Consider the following 14147-nt stretch of genomic DNA (forward strand, 5'->3'; position numbering starts at 1 on the left):
CCAATTTGTGCAAGAGTTATGAACGGGCTGCTAAGCCTGCTTCACAAACACGACATCTACATTCCCGCTTAGCAGCGTTGGCCCGGTCAATCGCAATCGAATACCCTGTTCGCTATCCTCTTCTGCGAAGTGAACTTGTAACGGCAAGGACTGTACATCAAAGACGTTAGGCCCTGATGGAATAAGCGGAGTTTGCGTCCAAACATGGGGGAGCCGGTCAACAATAAGTGAAGCGGTGTCGCGGTCGAATCGCACCTCGCATGTAGTGTCGGAATCTGACTCTGTCTCTGCATAATAAACACCTGCAAATCGCTGCAACTCCTCGCTCACGACCTCAACATCCAAGCCGGACTCCAGTCCCAGAAATGACAAGATAAGAAGCTCGTACTCCGGCCAAACCCCATCCGAATTATCGATCGACAGTTTGTCCGTGTTCAATCGCTCAAACATCTCGTCCGTAATCGCCCGATAAGCTTTCCAATAAGCAACTGTTCCTTCGATTCCACGCAACTGATGAGCTTGACCATACTTGGACCGAGTAGTCGCCTCTATGAACTGACTCTCTGTATCTCCTTGCCTGCGCGCGAAAATTCGTGCCAGCGCATTGCCGATATCCTTCTGATGAAAATAAATCACATGCGGATGACATCCCTCTATGATGCGCTCTACTTCCGCGACATATCGAATGATTTCTTCAGGCGGCACTAGCTGCGGAAATAAGCTCCAGCTCAAATAGCCAAATAAGCAGCTGCGACTCTCCTCCACTTCATTATTCATGCCATGGAATAATCTTTAATTCCGGCCATTTCGCCTTCCATTTCGCTGCTTTCTGCTCATAGAATGGCTCCGTGATCTGTGCCTTATTGGCTCGTACGATCAACCCAAACAGATCATTTAGTCCAAATGGCGCATACACTTTCCATGTGCCATCCGCATCTCTTCTTAGCCCAAGCGCAGTCGCCGTTGATGGCCAATGATTTACGGCTGCTTCCAGGGATCCATACGGCTGAATCGAATAGCCAAATGCTTGCTCATACCATAGATGAACGCGAGCTTGATTCTTCACATCCAGCTCATAAGGCAGCTCTCCGAACAAGGCTTTGACTCTGTCGATGATCTCTCCCTCTTTGTCGTAGGACAAATCCTCGTCATAATAGACAAAGTCCAGATCTTTAATGCCCTCATTCAGCGGTCGCCCGCACAGATAATTCCAGACCGTTTGCGTCACACAGCCTGCCCCGACGTAATAGTGCTCCAATTGAAGCGACTGTGACTTCCCTAATACCTGCTGAAGAACGGGGTTCATTTGAACAATCCGGATAAGACTGTCTACCTGACTTACGATATCTTGATTTTGAGCAAAATATGACTTCTCGGCCATTGCATCCTACTCCCCTTGTTTGGCACTCCTATCGTGCATATACTTCCGTCCAGGCTGGCCAAAACCCCAATGATACGGCTAACTGACGCGATTGGATATTACTTACCTCCGTGGAATAGTAAGGCACTATTCCTTTATCTACAATCGCACGAGCCAGCGTTCCGACAATCGCTTTTCCAATACCGCGTCCTTGATGCTCGGGAAGAACATCTACGCCAATTTGCCACATCCGCTCACAATCCTCCGAAGCTCCGGCAATGCCTACAATCTGCCCGCTGCATTCGGCAGTTACCGCTAATCGATCCGGTCTTGGACTATCCATGCGAAAAGCAAGCGCGTGCTTGAAGTGGGATTGTGAATATAAATGCGAAACGTTCGTCTCGTCATACAGCCTGATTTCTATATCGCGCGGTACATCAAATTGGACGATATCATCCGATGAACAGACATATTTCTGATCCGGACCCGCTAGTGTTTGATCGTTTTCTCGCACATAAGAATCTAGCGTGCCGAGCGTTCGGACCGAGAAGATTTGTCCTCGCGTCAGTTGCTTCAGCTGTCCTTGTACCCAATCCAACCGATCAGAGCTGCATGATACCACGGCACCTTGTCCTACGGTGACAATCTGTAGAGATTTCTCGCGAATGGGAAAACGGAACGCGCCTTCTCTTCTCTCCGCTAGGTGAAAAGTCACTCCCGGATGGGTGAGGTCGGATGTAGAACAAGCTAAGTTAGCTGATAAAACGTCCATCATTATTTGTTTGGCAGCGTTACGGCTGATCAAAGCCATACGATCCCTGCTTTCCAGTGAAGTTTGGGAACAACAAGCTTATTTGGTTTCAGGCCAATATAACCTCAAATACTCCGGATAGGCGCGCAGATGTATCGCCTGTGCCCTTGCTTGCGTCTTCTCTCTCAGCTCCGGTATCGTCTCCGAATCCACGTAATCAGCCAGTATGTCAATCACGTCATCCAGCAGGCTCGCTCGAAAATAGATCGACAGCCGCTCATATAGCTCCTCGCCTGCTTGCTCAATCACCTTCGCCTGCCAATAAGGCCAGTCAGCCGAGTGATAGAAGGGCCATAACAGAACGGAATAGTCCATCGCCGCATCGCCTTCAGCAGACAAGTCATCCCAATCGATCATCCAAATTTCTTGAAGCTCATCCACCAGGACGTTGTTCCAGCCCAGATCATTGTGCACAACATCGTTTGCGGCTTTGCGGAAAGCCGGATGAGCATATACGGTCGTTCGCAATGCTTCAATCTCGGCATCAAACCAATCCAGCGTCTCCTCGGTTACAAAGTGAAGCAAATGCTTCCCTTCTCTAATCGTAACCATATCTTCCCGGAAGCGTGATATATAAGCGTCAGCGAAAGCGTCCGCATATGTAAACGTTTCTTCACTTCGCACCAGCGACGATGCCAGCTCTTGATCGCCATGCAGCTGATGCAGCTTGATCAGCACTTTCGGAATTGCATCCGCCGGAGTCGCGGTCGATGTCAACGATTCGCCATGAATATATTCGAACACCAGCCCATATCGATAATCGGGTATGATCTCGTCTCTTATTTCACTGATTAGCCGGGGAGCGTGATATCGGTTCGACAGCTGTTCACTGACAGCGGCCCATTGCTGGAGTCGATGCATTTTCGCGTCAGGTGCGAGCTTGAGATGCCTCATCGTCTTCCCATCCGATATCCGATAGGACTGATTCACAAATCCGCCGGGATTGTAAATATAAGTAACTTTGATTTCAGTCCCCTGCTGCAGTCCCAATGAGCTGGCATTTGACTCCGCCCACTGCCGAATACATAATTCATTGCGTGTTATATTCATGTTCTTCTCCTTTTCGTCACTAATCATGAACAACCATGAAGAAAACCGAATAATCCGGTTGACAATAATGAACAATACGGAATAGGATATAGGCAAAAGAGTTCTACTAAACGTAACGCCGCGGAGGTCACAATGCTCGCTGAGGAACGAAGGCAGCGCATCCTGGAGATGCTCGCCAAGGACGGAAGAGTCGTCGCACAAGAGCTAGCCCAACAATTCCAGCTTTCTATCGATTCTATCCGCCGCGATTTAACCATCATGAAGGAGCAAGGTCTCCTTCAGAAAACATACGGAGGTGCGATTCCGCTTGCTCCGAACGAATCGCATAAAGTACGTGCCAAACCGCAGCCGAAGAACATTCGCTACGGGGAAGGCGCGCCGCATCAGAACGCCATTTCCAAATTAGCGGCCTCTTACATTCAACGGAACGACACGATCTTTATTGGCGGAGCCGGCATTCAGTACGGCATGCTGAAATTTCTGCCCTCTGACTTTCCTTATACCGTTGTCACGAATTCACTTATGATTGCAGAAACTATACGATCCATGACTCATATTGAAGCCTACCTTGTTGGCGGCAAGCTTCGGGCTGCCGGTGAAAGCTTAATCGATGTCATTGCCGTCGAAATGATCGGCCGCTTTAATTTCGATATCGGATTTATTACGGGCGGCGGCATTGCACAGAATGGCATCAGTGTCGCAACACCCGAGAATGCCGCATTAATTCGCGCTGTCGCCGATGCCTCTCAGCGAAGAATTTGTCTTGCTCCTCATGAGAAAATCGGCTTCCGAAGCTTTGCCACCTCTGTCCCCTTGCAGCAGATTAACTTGCTTATTACCGACCAGAAGGCTCCCGATCCATTTATTCAGGAATGCGAGAACCGTAACGTCAATGTCATCATTGCCGATGAACACTATTCAAGCGGAGGCGTAAACGATGAAAGCAATTAAAGTGGAATGGTCTGACTCTCTTCATGGCAGCGTTCATATCCCCGGTTCCAAGAATAGCTCGCTGGCACTGCTTGCAGCAGTTTGTTTGGCCGATGAGCCGGTCACGCTTCACGGTATTCCGGACATTGCGGATTTACGGGTTATCTATGAAATAAGCCGTGAAATCGGCCTTCAAGTCGAGCATCATGAATCAGGCGCCATTACGATGGACCCTCGTAATATTACGAGCACTGTGCTCGATCCTGTCAAATCGTCTTCTTTCCGCGCTGCGTATTATTTCGTCGGTTCGCTCCTGGCTAAGTTCGGCAAGGTTTCCGTCGGATATCCGGGCGGAGATGACTTCGTCAGCCGTCCAATGGATCAACATATTAAAGCGCTGCAGATGATGGGCGCCTCATTCACATTTAAACCAACCTCATACACCGTTGAAGCCAAGGAGCTTCATGGTGCGACGATTTACTTTGATATGATTACGTGCGGCGCAACGATTAACGTCATGATGGCCGCTGTAAGGGCAAAAGGCACGACGGTGTTGCTTAATGCGGCACGTGATCCGGAAGTCACGGACACCGCGAATTTGCTTAATTTATTAGGTGCCAAGATAACCGGTGCCGGCACGGATACCATTCGCATTGAAGGAGTTGCCTCCCTGCACGGCGGTTCCTATACCGTTATACCGGATCGACTGATTGCCGGTGCGTTCTTGATGGCTGCCGGCGTTACCGGCGGTTCGGTTACCGTGGACAATGTGATTCCCGAGCATCTCTCTTCCTGCTTAGCGAAGCTGCGCGAAATCGGGATGGAGCTGGATGTGCACGATAACGCCATTACCGCTCATTCAACCGGTATCCTTCGTGCGACAAGAGTGCGAACGGCCATGTATCCGGGTTTTGCAACCGATCTGCAGCAGCCCTTAACCGCATTGCTTACCCAAGCCCGCGGCAAAAGCATCATCGGCGAGCGGATCTATCCGGCTCGCTTCAATCATGCCCACCAACTTATCCGCATGGGAGCGGATATAAAGATTCGCTCCGGCGTTGCCTCTATTAACGGTGGCAACGTATTGCACGGTACATTGGTGCACGCTTCGGATGTAAGGGCGGGCATTTGCTTGATCCTTGCCGGATTGCGTGCGGAAGGTACAACCACAATTGCAGGCGTCCAGCATATCGATCGCGGTTATGAGGATGTAGTCGGCTCCTTCCGTTCCCTTGGTGCGAACATCAGTATGTTTGACAGCAATGAAAAGCCCGCTCACAGTTTGATCACGGGTACGAAATAATAAATCGGGTATAAGAGCAGTCTGCCGCACCGGCAGACTGCTCTTTGCTACAAGGAGATGGGATCCATGATGCGAGCAGCTGCTATTGTTCTCGACCTCGACGGTACGCTCTTAAATTCCAATAAAGAAGTAAGCCCTCGCAACTTACGCGCTGTGAGGCAATGCCGCGAACGCAATATCCCCGTCATTATCGCTACCGCACGACCGCCTCGCGCGATTATGCAGCTCCTGCCTGCCGAATTATTAGATCTGGGCATTATGATTTATTACAATGGAGCACTGGTCGTAAGCGAGCGTTTAGAGATGCATGAACATTTTCCGCTGGATCCATCGCTTCTCGGCGAGCTCATCGCCTATTTCGAGTCGTGTGAATGCATGCCTCAGATTTCAGTGGAAGCCAGCGATAAATGGTATAGCAATAAGGAATTGGATTACAGTGCCTTGATTAAAGTACGTGATAGACCTGAGTTACTCTCGTTAAGGGAGCTTACTTCGCTGGCAGCTTCAAAGTTATTGGTGACGAACTTCAATGCCGTGGATGAGCTGGTAAACCAATATGGCAAGCGCGCGAATATTCTCCACACCGATGCCGGTCAACTCGTTCAGATCATGTCCGTCCAAGCAACCAAAGAGCAAGCGTTGATGATGGTTTGTTCCCGTTTAAACATCACTGCGGAACAGATTATCGTATTCGGCGATGATTACAATGATCTCGGCTTGTTCCGAATCTGCGGTTATCCGATTGCCATGGGGAATGCCATTCGCGAGCTGCAAGAAATAGCGTATAAGGTTACGGATACGAATGATAATGACGGCGTGGCTCTCGTATTGGAACAACTTCTGTTAGAAGCAGATGTCAGCTAGTCATTTATAGGTGGTTTCTCTGCAAATCTCTAATCTCTTTCCATGAAACAAGCTGAATCGCTTCTCTCATCAGATAATGTCTGACATCCTCGTCCATTAACAGTCGATATTCAATCTCCCTTTCACGCACGCAGGCTGTGAGCGTTTCTAGCTCGGGCGTAGACAGCCTCATTCGTCCCGCTGGTAATTCCCAGATCGTCCGCATTAATAATTAACAAGCGATCCTCAGCTGAAAAACCTAATTTATGAAGCACGCCAGCCACCCCTTAGTGCAGCAATTCGATTAAGTCTTGTAAGGCATGGGAGATCCATTTCTTCGGGTGAAGAATAAGCTGCAAGTCCAATCTGATATCCGCATGAGAGAAAGGCAGTACGGCCAACTCTCCGCGATCAATCTCTTCTTGCACAGCCATTCTAGGCAGCAGAGCTATTCCGGAGCCGGCCTTTAAACAGCGCTTAATGGCTTCCGGGTTCCCGAGCTCCAAACCAACGCGGTACGAGATGCCTTGTTCCTGCAAAACACGTTCCAGCATCATCCGATAATTGCAGCTCGGCTCGGACATCAGCCACTCCGCGTCTTGAAGATGCGCTAGGTTTATGGCTTCAACCGCCGCATAAGGATGCCCGGCGCCTGTTACCAGTACCAACGGCTCTTCACGTATGGCTGTCCAAGCCAGCGGGGAATGAGCCGGCTTATTTTCCAATAACAGTCCGAGATCGTACTCCCCTTCTCGCACCTTCTCCACGATGGCAGCTTCGCGATCCGGCTGGATTCGGATCGTAAGTGCCGGATACCGCTCCCTCATATGCTGAATAAATGGCGGCAGATAATACGAAGCAAGGGAGTCAATCGTCCCGATCGTCATTATTCCCCCGCCTTGAACGGCCAGCATCCCCTTCGACTGTTCAAACAGATTCAGCATTTGAACGGAAATCTTGAGCAGTTCCTCTCCTGCCAGCGTAAGCCTTAGTCCTCGACCGAACCGTTCGAACAGTTTTACCCCATACATCTGCTCGAGCTTCTGGATTTGCATCGTAACGCTGGACTGCGCATAACCAAGCTCTCCCGCTGCTTTGGTGTAGCTCTGATGAAACGCAACCTCGCGAAAGGTCTGAAAATAAGTAAGATCCATATCGTCACCACTTCAAAATTATTGATAATCCTCATCACTTATTATAGATAACTGTGATGCGAAAGAACATGTTAAAGTGATAGCAACGAGAACTGAGGAGGATGCTATCATGCTGAATGAACGTGAATTAACCGGAACTTTTGTGCCTATAATCACACCATTCTTACCTACTGAAGAACTGGACTTGGAATCCTACCGGCGTTATCTGGCCAATTTGCTGCAGCATAACATACAAGGCATCGTCATAAACGGTACAACCGGCGAAGCGCCGACGGTGACATGGGAAGAAGTGATTATGCTCGTTGCTGCGACCAAACAGACGATGACATCATGTAACCGAGAGCTGCCGATCATTGTCGGTACCGGAACGAACAGCACCCGCTCCACTGTACAGCGAACCGAACTTGCCGCTGAACTGGGTGCGGATGCTGTCCTCGTCGTCACGCCTTATTACAGCCGTCCTTCGCAGGATGGCGTGCTTGAGCATTTTCGCAGAGCCGCTGAAGTTGGCATTCCCGTTATTGCCTATGAAGTCCCGGCTCGCACAGGGCTGCAGTTAACACCGGAAACCGTGCACGGCATTCTCGATTTACAAGGCGTGATCGGCTTAAAGGACAGCACAAGCAACACACAGCTCCTGAGCCGGCTTGTTCAATCCGATACGAAACCGATCCTCTGCGGCAATGATCAAACGTACTTGGACATGTTAGCCCACGGAGCATCCGGCGGCATATTAGCATCCGCGAATGTTCGCACCGAGCTGTTTGTGCAAATATTCCGGCATGTAACACAAGGTGAGATGACGGAAGCGCAGCACCTGTTCAACTCGCTCTCTCCGATGATTCATGCCCTGTTTCAAGAGTCTAATCCCGCACCGTTGAAATGGGTTCTTGCAGAGCAAGGCCTACTAGACTCCGCTTCCTTGCGTCTCCCGATGCGTCCGATCAGCGCCGAGTTAGCTCAACAATTAACCGGTCTGCTTCGGAGCTGAGGCGTACAGCCTTAGCCCTTGTCCTTATACATCAAAGCCCGAAATGCAAAACGCGGCAAAATCAGCTGTCTGCGCCATCGGGACGGCTGATTAAGCAGTCGATATAACCACTCCACATTCCACTTCTGCCAGATTGCCGGCGCCCGCTTGACGGTTCCGGCGATAATATCCAAGCTGCCTCCGACACCAATGGCCACGCGCGCGTTAAGCTTATGTTTATAGCTGTGTATCAGCCGCTCCGATCTGGGCGCACCCAGCGCAACGACCAAGATATCGGGGCTGAGCCCCTCAATCTCCCCAATAATACGTTCTTCTTCAGCTTCGCTATAGAAACCATGATGTCTGCCTGTTACTTTCGCACCGGGATAACTCCGTTCGATCTCTTCCGCCGCTAATTCGTTGGTCTCTTTACTTGCGCCAAGCAAATAATACGTTCTGGTAGTTGTCCCATTTGATTGAAGCAGCTGAAGCAGCAGATCGCAGCCGGTTACCCGCTCGGGAAGCGGATTTCCCTTCAGGTGAGAAACCATGACAATGCCAATGCCATCTGCCGTAAGCAGACCTGCTTCCTCCACAATATTGCGCAGCTGAGCGTCGTGTTGACAGGACATGGTGATTTCGGGATTGAGCGTTACGACATGGAATAACTCAGGTCGACGTTCATCTATAACTTGATCAATAATGGCAATCGTTTCTTTCATCGTTAGCTTAGGTACCGGGATACCCATAATGTGCGAATAGGATGTCAATTGAGCAGCCACCTTTTGTCGAATGTTGGAATTCGCTTACATAACCCATATTACCCTTTAGCGGCAGCCTAAAAAAGAGTAAAATGGAAAATGGTACGATATTTTCCACGACTCGCTCGCTCAAGGAGGACTGCTTAAATGAAACGATATGCTTTCGTAACAGGCGCCGATCGCGGACTTGGCTTTGCGCTTGTGAAGGAACTGCTGCATGAACGGTATCACGTAATTGCAGGTCACTATTTGGATCAAAGTTCGCAGCTTGAACAGCTGGCCTCCGAGGTTCCGAATTCGCTCAGCTTGGTGAAGCTTGACGTTGCGAGTGACCAAAGCGTGGCCGAGGCAGCAGCGCAAATAGCCGCCATTACGGACACCTTGGATGTGGTGCTCAATAATGCCGGGATATTAGGCGATATTCAGGCGACCATTATGGATCCGCTTCCATTTGCCGACATGCAGCAGGTGTACAATGTAAACACGCTTGGTCCGCTGCGCGTCACCAATGCGCTTGCTCCGCTTGTCCTTCGCAGCAGCGCTAAGCTGTTCGTCACGATCTCGTCGGAAGCCGGCAGCATTGCCGATTGCGAGCGTACAAGCTGGTTTGGTTATTGCATGTCGAAGACAGCGCTGAATATGCAAGGAGCCCTTATCCATAACGAAGTGAAGAAGGCCGGCGGGCAAGTTCTGCTCCTCCATCCCGGCTGGGTTCAATCCTATATGAGCGGGACGTTAAATACCGAAGCTACCTTAACCGCCGATCAATCTGCAGCCCATATCATCGAACGCATCCGTGAGCTAAAGCCGAATGAACCGTCCGATAAGCCGCTGTACAGAGATTACTTAGGAAATGAAATGCCTTGGTGAGAACTAGAAAGCGAGGGATATAGCGATGACGATACAGAAGCATGTACTCGTGCTCGGCGATAATGCGCGGGCACCCTACCACCCGCTGATCAACATTCAAGAGGAGCTCTCTGCCATTCTTGGCGAGGAGCAGTATGAGATCAGCTACACCGATAATTACAATTCGCTCGATGCGGATATTCTGCATGCGTGCGATCTGTTTATCTCATACACAGACTGCTGGAGCTTGCCGATCGAAACGGAACAAGCCGCGGCCTTGATGCAATATGTACATCAAGGCGGCAGCCTGCTTGTCATTCATAATGGAATATCGCTTCAATCCCGAGAGGAATGTGTCGAGCTCATCGGTGCCCGCTTCACCGGACATCCGGATTATCAAACCCTTGATTTCCGCTTCACCCATGCGGAGCATCCGATTACAGATGGCGTAGAGCCCTTTTCCCTTGAAGAAGAACCGTATATGTTCGAATTCCATCCGGCAGGCAGCGTCAACCTGTTGATGGAATATGTGCTGGAGGGTCAACGTTATCCGGCCGCTTGGACCGATAACCGCGGCAAAGGCCGACTGGTTTATCTAATGCCCGGGCATCATAAGCCGTCCTTCCTGCATCCGGCCAGCCGCCAATTGATCCGCAACAGCGCGGATTGGCTGACCAAACCGCTCTAATACCTTCATACAGGGCCGGAGTGATACTCACTCGCTAATGGATCATCGAAACGAACGATCCCAATGCGAGCGATTCCCTCCGGCTCATTCCATTTCTTTACTCCCCTATAGTTCAGCGCTCCGCCTTACCCCGAGATAAGCCATCAAAGTGCCGACTCCAACGCTAACCAATGCCAGTATCGACATGCTCTGCAGGCTTTGATACAGGACATCGTTGTTCATGACGACCATCCCCGAATTGGAGATGATGAACGAGCTGATAATCAGCGCAGGCATGGTCTTGCGAAACATTCCGAAGAACAGCGGAACGAGAGACAACCCTGCTGCGGTAACGGCAATAATAACGATCCGCACCGCTTCTTCCCAGAGCCGATCGCTGGTTAAAGGCTCCGTAATATAGTGATAATGCGAATTGGCGACCAGCAGCGCAGCGGAAACGGCGAGATGCCCCATGATGACCGTCAGAAACGTCCAGACGCCGATAATAATCAATTTTGCCGCGAAGATCATATGGCGAGGCACCGGATACACGAACAGAATCGTCACCGTTTTGTTGCGATATTCATCGATGACCATTCTGGACATCAACACGGATGCGAAGATAACGAACGTAATGCCCACGTAATTCATGATGCTCTGAAATGCACGGTCATACGTCTCGACATCATTATTAGGCACATCGCTGCCTACCACCCAAAGCACGAGCATTAGGATGGTAACCACGGCAGACAGCAGCAGTCCCCGCCATCGCGTCTTCTTAAGCTCGAGCTTGATCAGCTTCCATAACATGCCCGCCGCCTCCTTCAATCAATCCGAGGAAATACTCTTCGAGCGAACGCGACTTCTTGTTCAGCGACTCAACGCCAATGTCATGCTGTACCAGCAGCCGATTCAGCTCCACAGGTGTTACGCCGGCGTCATAGATGCGAATCGCCCCTTGACCCATCACTTTATAGTTGGCGATGGACAGCTTGTCTTCCAGCACAAGCACCGCCTTCTTGCTGTCCGTGACCGTTACTTCCACGTATTCACTCTGGCTTTCTCTAACCCGCTCCATGGATACTTCTTCGATTAGCCGCCCCTGATTGATCACGCCAATCGTATCTGCCAGCTGCTCGATTTCCTGCAAAATATGACTGGAGATCAGCAGCGTCATCCCATATTCTTTGCTCAACATCCTGAACAGATCGCGCAGTTCTCTGATTCCTGACGGATCCATGCCGTTAACCGGCTCATCGAGGATAAGCAGCTCCGGTTTCGTGCATATCGCCCGTGCGATGCCAAGCCGCTGCTTCATGCCAAGCGAGAAATGCTTGACCGGCTTTCCTCGCTCCACCTCAGATAAACCGGTCATCTCCAAGGCATTTGCGATTGCAGCCTTGTCATAATAGCCCATATACTCGCAATGCAGCTCCAGATTGGCATGTGCGGACAGATGATCGTAGAAGATAGGGTATTCAATAATGCTTCCCATCCGTTTCATCCACTCGTAAGACCCACCTTGCTGCTTCTCGCCGAACAGCTCAATTTCGCCGCTTGTCGGCTGCACCAATCCGGTCACCATGCGCATGACGGTCGTTTTGCCTGCCCCGTTCGGTCCCAGAAATCCGTAGATTTCACCTTGTCGCACGCTCATGTTTACGCCCGAGATGACTTCTTTCTTCTTATAAGTCTTCGATAGCCGTTTCGTTTGTAAAATAATGCTCATGTCAGACGCACCTCCCTCGTTAGAAACGGACTTTCGCGAACCGAATTGTAAATACCGTCTTCTCATCCGGAATGCTCTTGAGCGAAATTTCCGCTTCCATCAGCTCCACAAGCCGTTTCGTAATCGTTAACCCAAGCCCGCTGCCCTGGTGAGCTTGATTTCTGGAATCCGACAACGTATACAGCCGTTCGAATACACGGGCTTGATCCTGCTGCCGAATCCCTTTCCCTCGATCCCATACCTCAATTGACACGTGATCCCCTTGCTCTGTCAGCGAAATCCCGACTACACCGCCATCGCGTCCGTACCGGATGGCATTGGATAACAAATTATTTAAGGCACGGCCAATCGCATCCTCATTCCCATAGACGAAGATCGGCTCCTCCGGAATGTCAGCCTCCACTTGCAGTCCCTGCGCCTCGATTTCCTCATAATAGAACAGGATGCTGCTGCGACAGGACTCGCTGAGGTTGATTTTGGACAGAGGAACAGGTCGATCTCCGGATTCCATCCTTGCCAGATCGAAGAATTGATTCGTCAAATGGATAATATCGAGCGTTTTCTCATGTACCTTAAGTGAGAGTCTGCGCTGCTCGGCGGGATCATCCGCAGTTGACCCCTGCGTCATCGTCTCCGTCAGTCCAAGAACTACCGTCAGCGGTGTCTTCAAATCATGCGACATGTTGGCGATCATTTTCTTCAGCGCATTCTCCATCCGAATGTAATCTGACTTCGTTTTCCGATTGGCATCAAGAAGCCGGTTCACGGCAATAAGCAGCGTTTGAACTTGCTTCCCATCCGTATGCCGAAGCACCTTCTCCGTCGAATCCTGATCCATAATGGCATTTAGTTTGTGCTGCACATAATGAAGATCACGGGTGATATCTGTTCGGCGCTTTATCAATAAGAGAACAAGCACAAGCAGAATCACGACCAGTCCCGTTAGAAGCACAACGAGATCAACCATCATGCCGGAACTCCCCCATTTTGTACCCGATCCCCCATACGGTCTTAATGTATTTCGGGCTCGCGGGCTCATCCTCGATCTTCTCCCGAAGGCGTGAAATATGAACCTGAATCGCATTCACATCGTTCAAATAATCATCATTCCACACTGCCCGGTAAATCTGTTCCTTGGAGAAAGCGCGCTTCGGATAGGTCATCAACAGTTTCAGAATCAGCAGCTCTTTGGCGGTTAGGTTAACAGGCAGGCCGCGTTTCGTCACCAAATGCTCCTCGGTATGCAGCGTTAGCTCATGAATGCGAAGCACCTGCTGCGGTGCGGCAACGGCTGCTGGGCCGGCATATTGCGATGCCCGTCTCAGAGCGGCTTTGACTCTGGCTGTCAGTTCAATGAGCGAGAACGGCTTGGACAAATAATCGTCCGCTCCGAACCCCAGGCCGAGCGCCTTATCGACATCGCTGTCTTTGGCAGAGAGGATCAAGACCGGAACCGTACTGCTTCCCCGCACGTGGCGCAGCACCTCCATGCCATCGACGCCGGGCAGCATCAGATCAAGCAGGATGAGCTGATACGTTTCATTCGCCAGCAGCCGAAGCGCCTCTTCCCCATCTGCCGCATGGCGGATGGCAAAGCCTTCTTTGGACAAATGGCGCTGAACCATATCTGCAATCGCGTAATCGTCCTCAATGAGTAAAAGTTGACTTTGCATGCTGCTACCACCTTGGTCATTAGTTGCTACCAGTATACCGTTTTCTG

At 50.5% G+C, this 14147-nt stretch carries 16 protein-coding genes; 6 read left to right on the forward strand and 10 right to left on the reverse strand.

Annotation, left to right across the window (positions count from 1 at the left end):
* Nucleotides 1-30 precede the first annotated feature (30 nt).
* Genes BM412_RS11290 through BM412_RS11305 form a run of 4 tightly spaced genes read right to left on the reverse strand, consistent with a single transcriptional unit; the run spans nucleotide 31 to nucleotide 3221 of the window.
* Complete coding sequence (locus tag BM412_RS11290; protein WP_091217650.1) at nucleotides 31-777, reverse strand: P-loop NTPase family protein; 747 nt, start codon at nucleotides 775-777, stop codon at nucleotides 31-33.
* Nucleotides 770-1381: a nucleotidyltransferase family protein gene (locus tag BM412_RS11295; protein ID WP_091217653.1), complete on the reverse strand. Its 612-nt coding sequence runs from the start codon at nucleotides 1379-1381 to the stop codon at nucleotides 770-772. The genes BM412_RS11290 and BM412_RS11295 overlap by 8 nt, the downstream gene beginning before the upstream one ends.
* A gap of 28 nt (nucleotides 1382-1409) precedes the next feature.
* Entirely contained in the window at nucleotides 1410-2171 is a 762-nt protein-coding gene (locus BM412_RS11300) for a GNAT family N-acetyltransferase (protein WP_091217655.1), read from the reverse strand.
* Nucleotides 2172-2210: 39 nt separating this feature from the next.
* Nucleotides 2211-3221 (reverse strand): aminoglycoside phosphotransferase family protein, encoded by a 1011-nt coding sequence (locus BM412_RS11305; RefSeq protein ID WP_091217657.1) that lies wholly within the window; start codon nucleotides 3219-3221, stop codon nucleotides 2211-2213.
* A 132-nt stretch (nucleotides 3222-3353) separates the two neighbouring features.
* Here BM412_RS11305 and BM412_RS11310 point away from each other — a divergent pair, with 132 nt between their 5' ends.
* From BM412_RS11310 to BM412_RS11320, 3 genes are all read left to right on the forward strand, one after another.
* Complete coding sequence (locus BM412_RS11310; RefSeq protein WP_091217660.1) at nucleotides 3354-4172, forward strand: DeoR/GlpR family DNA-binding transcription regulator; 819 nt, start codon at nucleotides 3354-3356, stop codon at nucleotides 4170-4172.
* Nucleotides 4159-5454 carry a UDP-N-acetylglucosamine 1-carboxyvinyltransferase gene (gene murA, locus BM412_RS11315; RefSeq protein ID WP_091217663.1) on the forward strand — a complete coding sequence of 432 codons (1296 nt, stop codon included), beginning with the start codon at nucleotides 4159-4161 and terminating at the stop codon, nucleotides 5452-5454. Before BM412_RS11310 ends, murA begins: the two co-directional genes overlap by 14 nt.
* 66 nt (nucleotides 5455-5520) lie before the next feature.
* The gene (locus BM412_RS11320) at nucleotides 5521-6318 is read left to right on the forward strand and encodes an HAD family hydrolase (protein ID WP_177245779.1); all 798 of its coding nucleotides are present in this window, start codon (nucleotides 5521-5523) and stop codon (nucleotides 6316-6318) included.
* 266 nt (nucleotides 6319-6584) lie between these two features.
* Here the strand turns inward: BM412_RS11320 and BM412_RS11325 are convergent, their stop codons facing one another.
* Nucleotides 6585-7451, reverse strand: a complete 867-nt coding sequence (locus tag BM412_RS11325) for a LysR family transcriptional regulator (RefSeq protein ID WP_091217668.1) — start codon at nucleotides 7449-7451, stop codon at nucleotides 6585-6587.
* 109 nt (nucleotides 7452-7560) lie between these two features.
* Here BM412_RS11325 and dapA point away from each other — a divergent pair, with 109 nt between their 5' ends.
* Nucleotides 7561-8442, forward strand: a complete 882-nt coding sequence (gene dapA / locus BM412_RS11330) for a 4-hydroxy-tetrahydrodipicolinate synthase (RefSeq protein ID WP_091217670.1) — start codon at nucleotides 7561-7563, stop codon at nucleotides 8440-8442.
* Between the two features lie 11 nt (nucleotides 8443-8453).
* On the opposite strand, the gene BM412_RS11335 is transcribed toward dapA, so the two are convergent.
* Nucleotides 8454-9191, reverse strand: coding sequence for a WecB/TagA/CpsF family glycosyltransferase (locus tag BM412_RS11335; protein WP_256256248.1), 738 nt, complete (start codon nucleotides 9189-9191; stop codon nucleotides 8454-8456).
* A gap of 138 nt (nucleotides 9192-9329) precedes the next feature.
* Between BM412_RS11335 and BM412_RS11340 the strand changes: the two genes are divergently transcribed.
* Both BM412_RS11340 and BM412_RS11345 read left to right on the forward strand, forming a co-directional pair.
* A complete protein-coding gene (locus tag BM412_RS11340; protein ID WP_091217673.1) occupies nucleotides 9330-10052 on the forward strand; it encodes an SDR family oxidoreductase in 723 nt (240 codons plus the stop codon).
* Between the two features lie 25 nt (nucleotides 10053-10077).
* Complete coding sequence (locus BM412_RS11345) at nucleotides 10078-10719, forward strand: ThuA domain-containing protein (protein WP_091217675.1); 642 nt, start codon at nucleotides 10078-10080, stop codon at nucleotides 10717-10719.
* 105 nt (nucleotides 10720-10824) lie between these two features.
* Here BM412_RS11345 and BM412_RS11350 read toward each other — a convergent pair whose 3' ends face one another.
* From BM412_RS11350 to BM412_RS11365, 4 genes are read right to left on the reverse strand one after another with little or no spacing between them, the layout of a single operon-like run.
* Complete coding sequence (locus tag BM412_RS11350) at nucleotides 10825-11508, reverse strand: ABC transporter permease (RefSeq protein ID WP_091217677.1); 684 nt, start codon at nucleotides 11506-11508, stop codon at nucleotides 10825-10827.
* A complete protein-coding gene (locus BM412_RS11355; RefSeq protein ID WP_091217679.1) occupies nucleotides 11477-12427 on the reverse strand; it encodes an ABC transporter ATP-binding protein in 951 nt (316 codons plus the stop codon). The genes BM412_RS11350 and BM412_RS11355 overlap by 32 nt, the downstream gene beginning before the upstream one ends.
* 19 nt (nucleotides 12428-12446) lie before the next feature.
* Nucleotides 12447-13394: a sensor histidine kinase gene (locus BM412_RS11360; protein WP_177245780.1), complete on the reverse strand. Its 948-nt coding sequence runs from the start codon at nucleotides 13392-13394 to the stop codon at nucleotides 12447-12449.
* Entirely contained in the window at nucleotides 13387-14100 is a 714-nt protein-coding gene (locus tag BM412_RS11365) for a response regulator transcription factor (RefSeq protein ID WP_091217683.1), read from the reverse strand. The genes BM412_RS11360 and BM412_RS11365 overlap by 8 nt, the downstream gene beginning before the upstream one ends.
* Between the last annotated feature and the right edge of the window lie 47 nt (nucleotides 14101-14147).

Source organism: Paenibacillus sp. BC26, assembly GCF_900116125.1.
GTDB lineage: Bacteria > Bacillota > Bacilli > Paenibacillales > Paenibacillaceae > Paenibacillus_Z > Paenibacillus_Z lignilyticus.

What these genes read in the sequence shown, in the direction of transcription:
- BM412_RS11310 (WP_091217660.1), top strand. Translation starts at nt 3,354, where the DNA reads ATGCTCGCTGAGGAACGAAGGCAGCGCATCCTGGAGATGCTCGCCAAG.
- dapA (WP_091217670.1), top strand. Translation starts at nt 7,561, where the DNA reads ATGCTGAATGAACGTGAATTAACCGGAACTTTTGTGCCTATAATCACA.
- BM412_RS11300 (WP_091217655.1), bottom strand. Translation starts at nt 2,171, where the DNA reads ATGGCTTTGATCAGCCGTAACGCTGCCAAACAAATAATGATGGACGTT.
- BM412_RS11360 (WP_177245780.1), bottom strand. Translation starts at nt 13,394, where the DNA reads ATGGTTGATCTCGTTGTGCTTCTAACGGGACTGGTCGTGATTCTGCTT.
- BM412_RS11365 (WP_091217683.1), bottom strand. Translation starts at nt 14,100, where the DNA reads ATGCAAAGTCAACTTTTACTCATTGAGGACGATTACGCGATTGCAGAT.
- BM412_RS11325 (WP_091217668.1), bottom strand. Translation starts at nt 7,451, where the DNA reads ATGGATCTTACTTATTTTCAGACCTTTCGCGAGGTTGCGTTTCATCAG.
- BM412_RS11345 (WP_091217675.1), top strand. Translation starts at nt 10,078, where the DNA reads ATGACGATACAGAAGCATGTACTCGTGCTCGGCGATAATGCGCGGGCA.
- BM412_RS11355 (WP_091217679.1), bottom strand. Translation starts at nt 12,427, where the DNA reads ATGAGCATTATTTTACAAACGAAACGGCTATCGAAGACTTATAAGAAG.
- BM412_RS11290 (WP_091217650.1), bottom strand. Translation starts at nt 777, where the DNA reads ATGAATAATGAAGTGGAGGAGAGTCGCAGCTGCTTATTTGGCTATTTG.
- BM412_RS11320 (WP_177245779.1), top strand. Translation starts at nt 5,521, where the DNA reads ATGATGCGAGCAGCTGCTATTGTTCTCGACCTCGACGGTACGCTCTTA.
- BM412_RS11340 (WP_091217673.1), top strand. Translation starts at nt 9,330, where the DNA reads ATGAAACGATATGCTTTCGTAACAGGCGCCGATCGCGGACTTGGCTTT.
- BM412_RS11305 (WP_091217657.1), bottom strand. Translation starts at nt 3,221, where the DNA reads ATGAATATAACACGCAATGAATTATGTATTCGGCAGTGGGCGGAGTCA.
- BM412_RS11350 (WP_091217677.1), bottom strand. Translation starts at nt 11,508, where the DNA reads ATGTTATGGAAGCTGATCAAGCTCGAGCTTAAGAAGACGCGATGGCGG.
- murA (WP_091217663.1), top strand. Translation starts at nt 4,159, where the DNA reads ATGAAAGCAATTAAAGTGGAATGGTCTGACTCTCTTCATGGCAGCGTT.
- BM412_RS11295 (WP_091217653.1), bottom strand. Translation starts at nt 1,381, where the DNA reads ATGGCCGAGAAGTCATATTTTGCTCAAAATCAAGATATCGTAAGTCAG.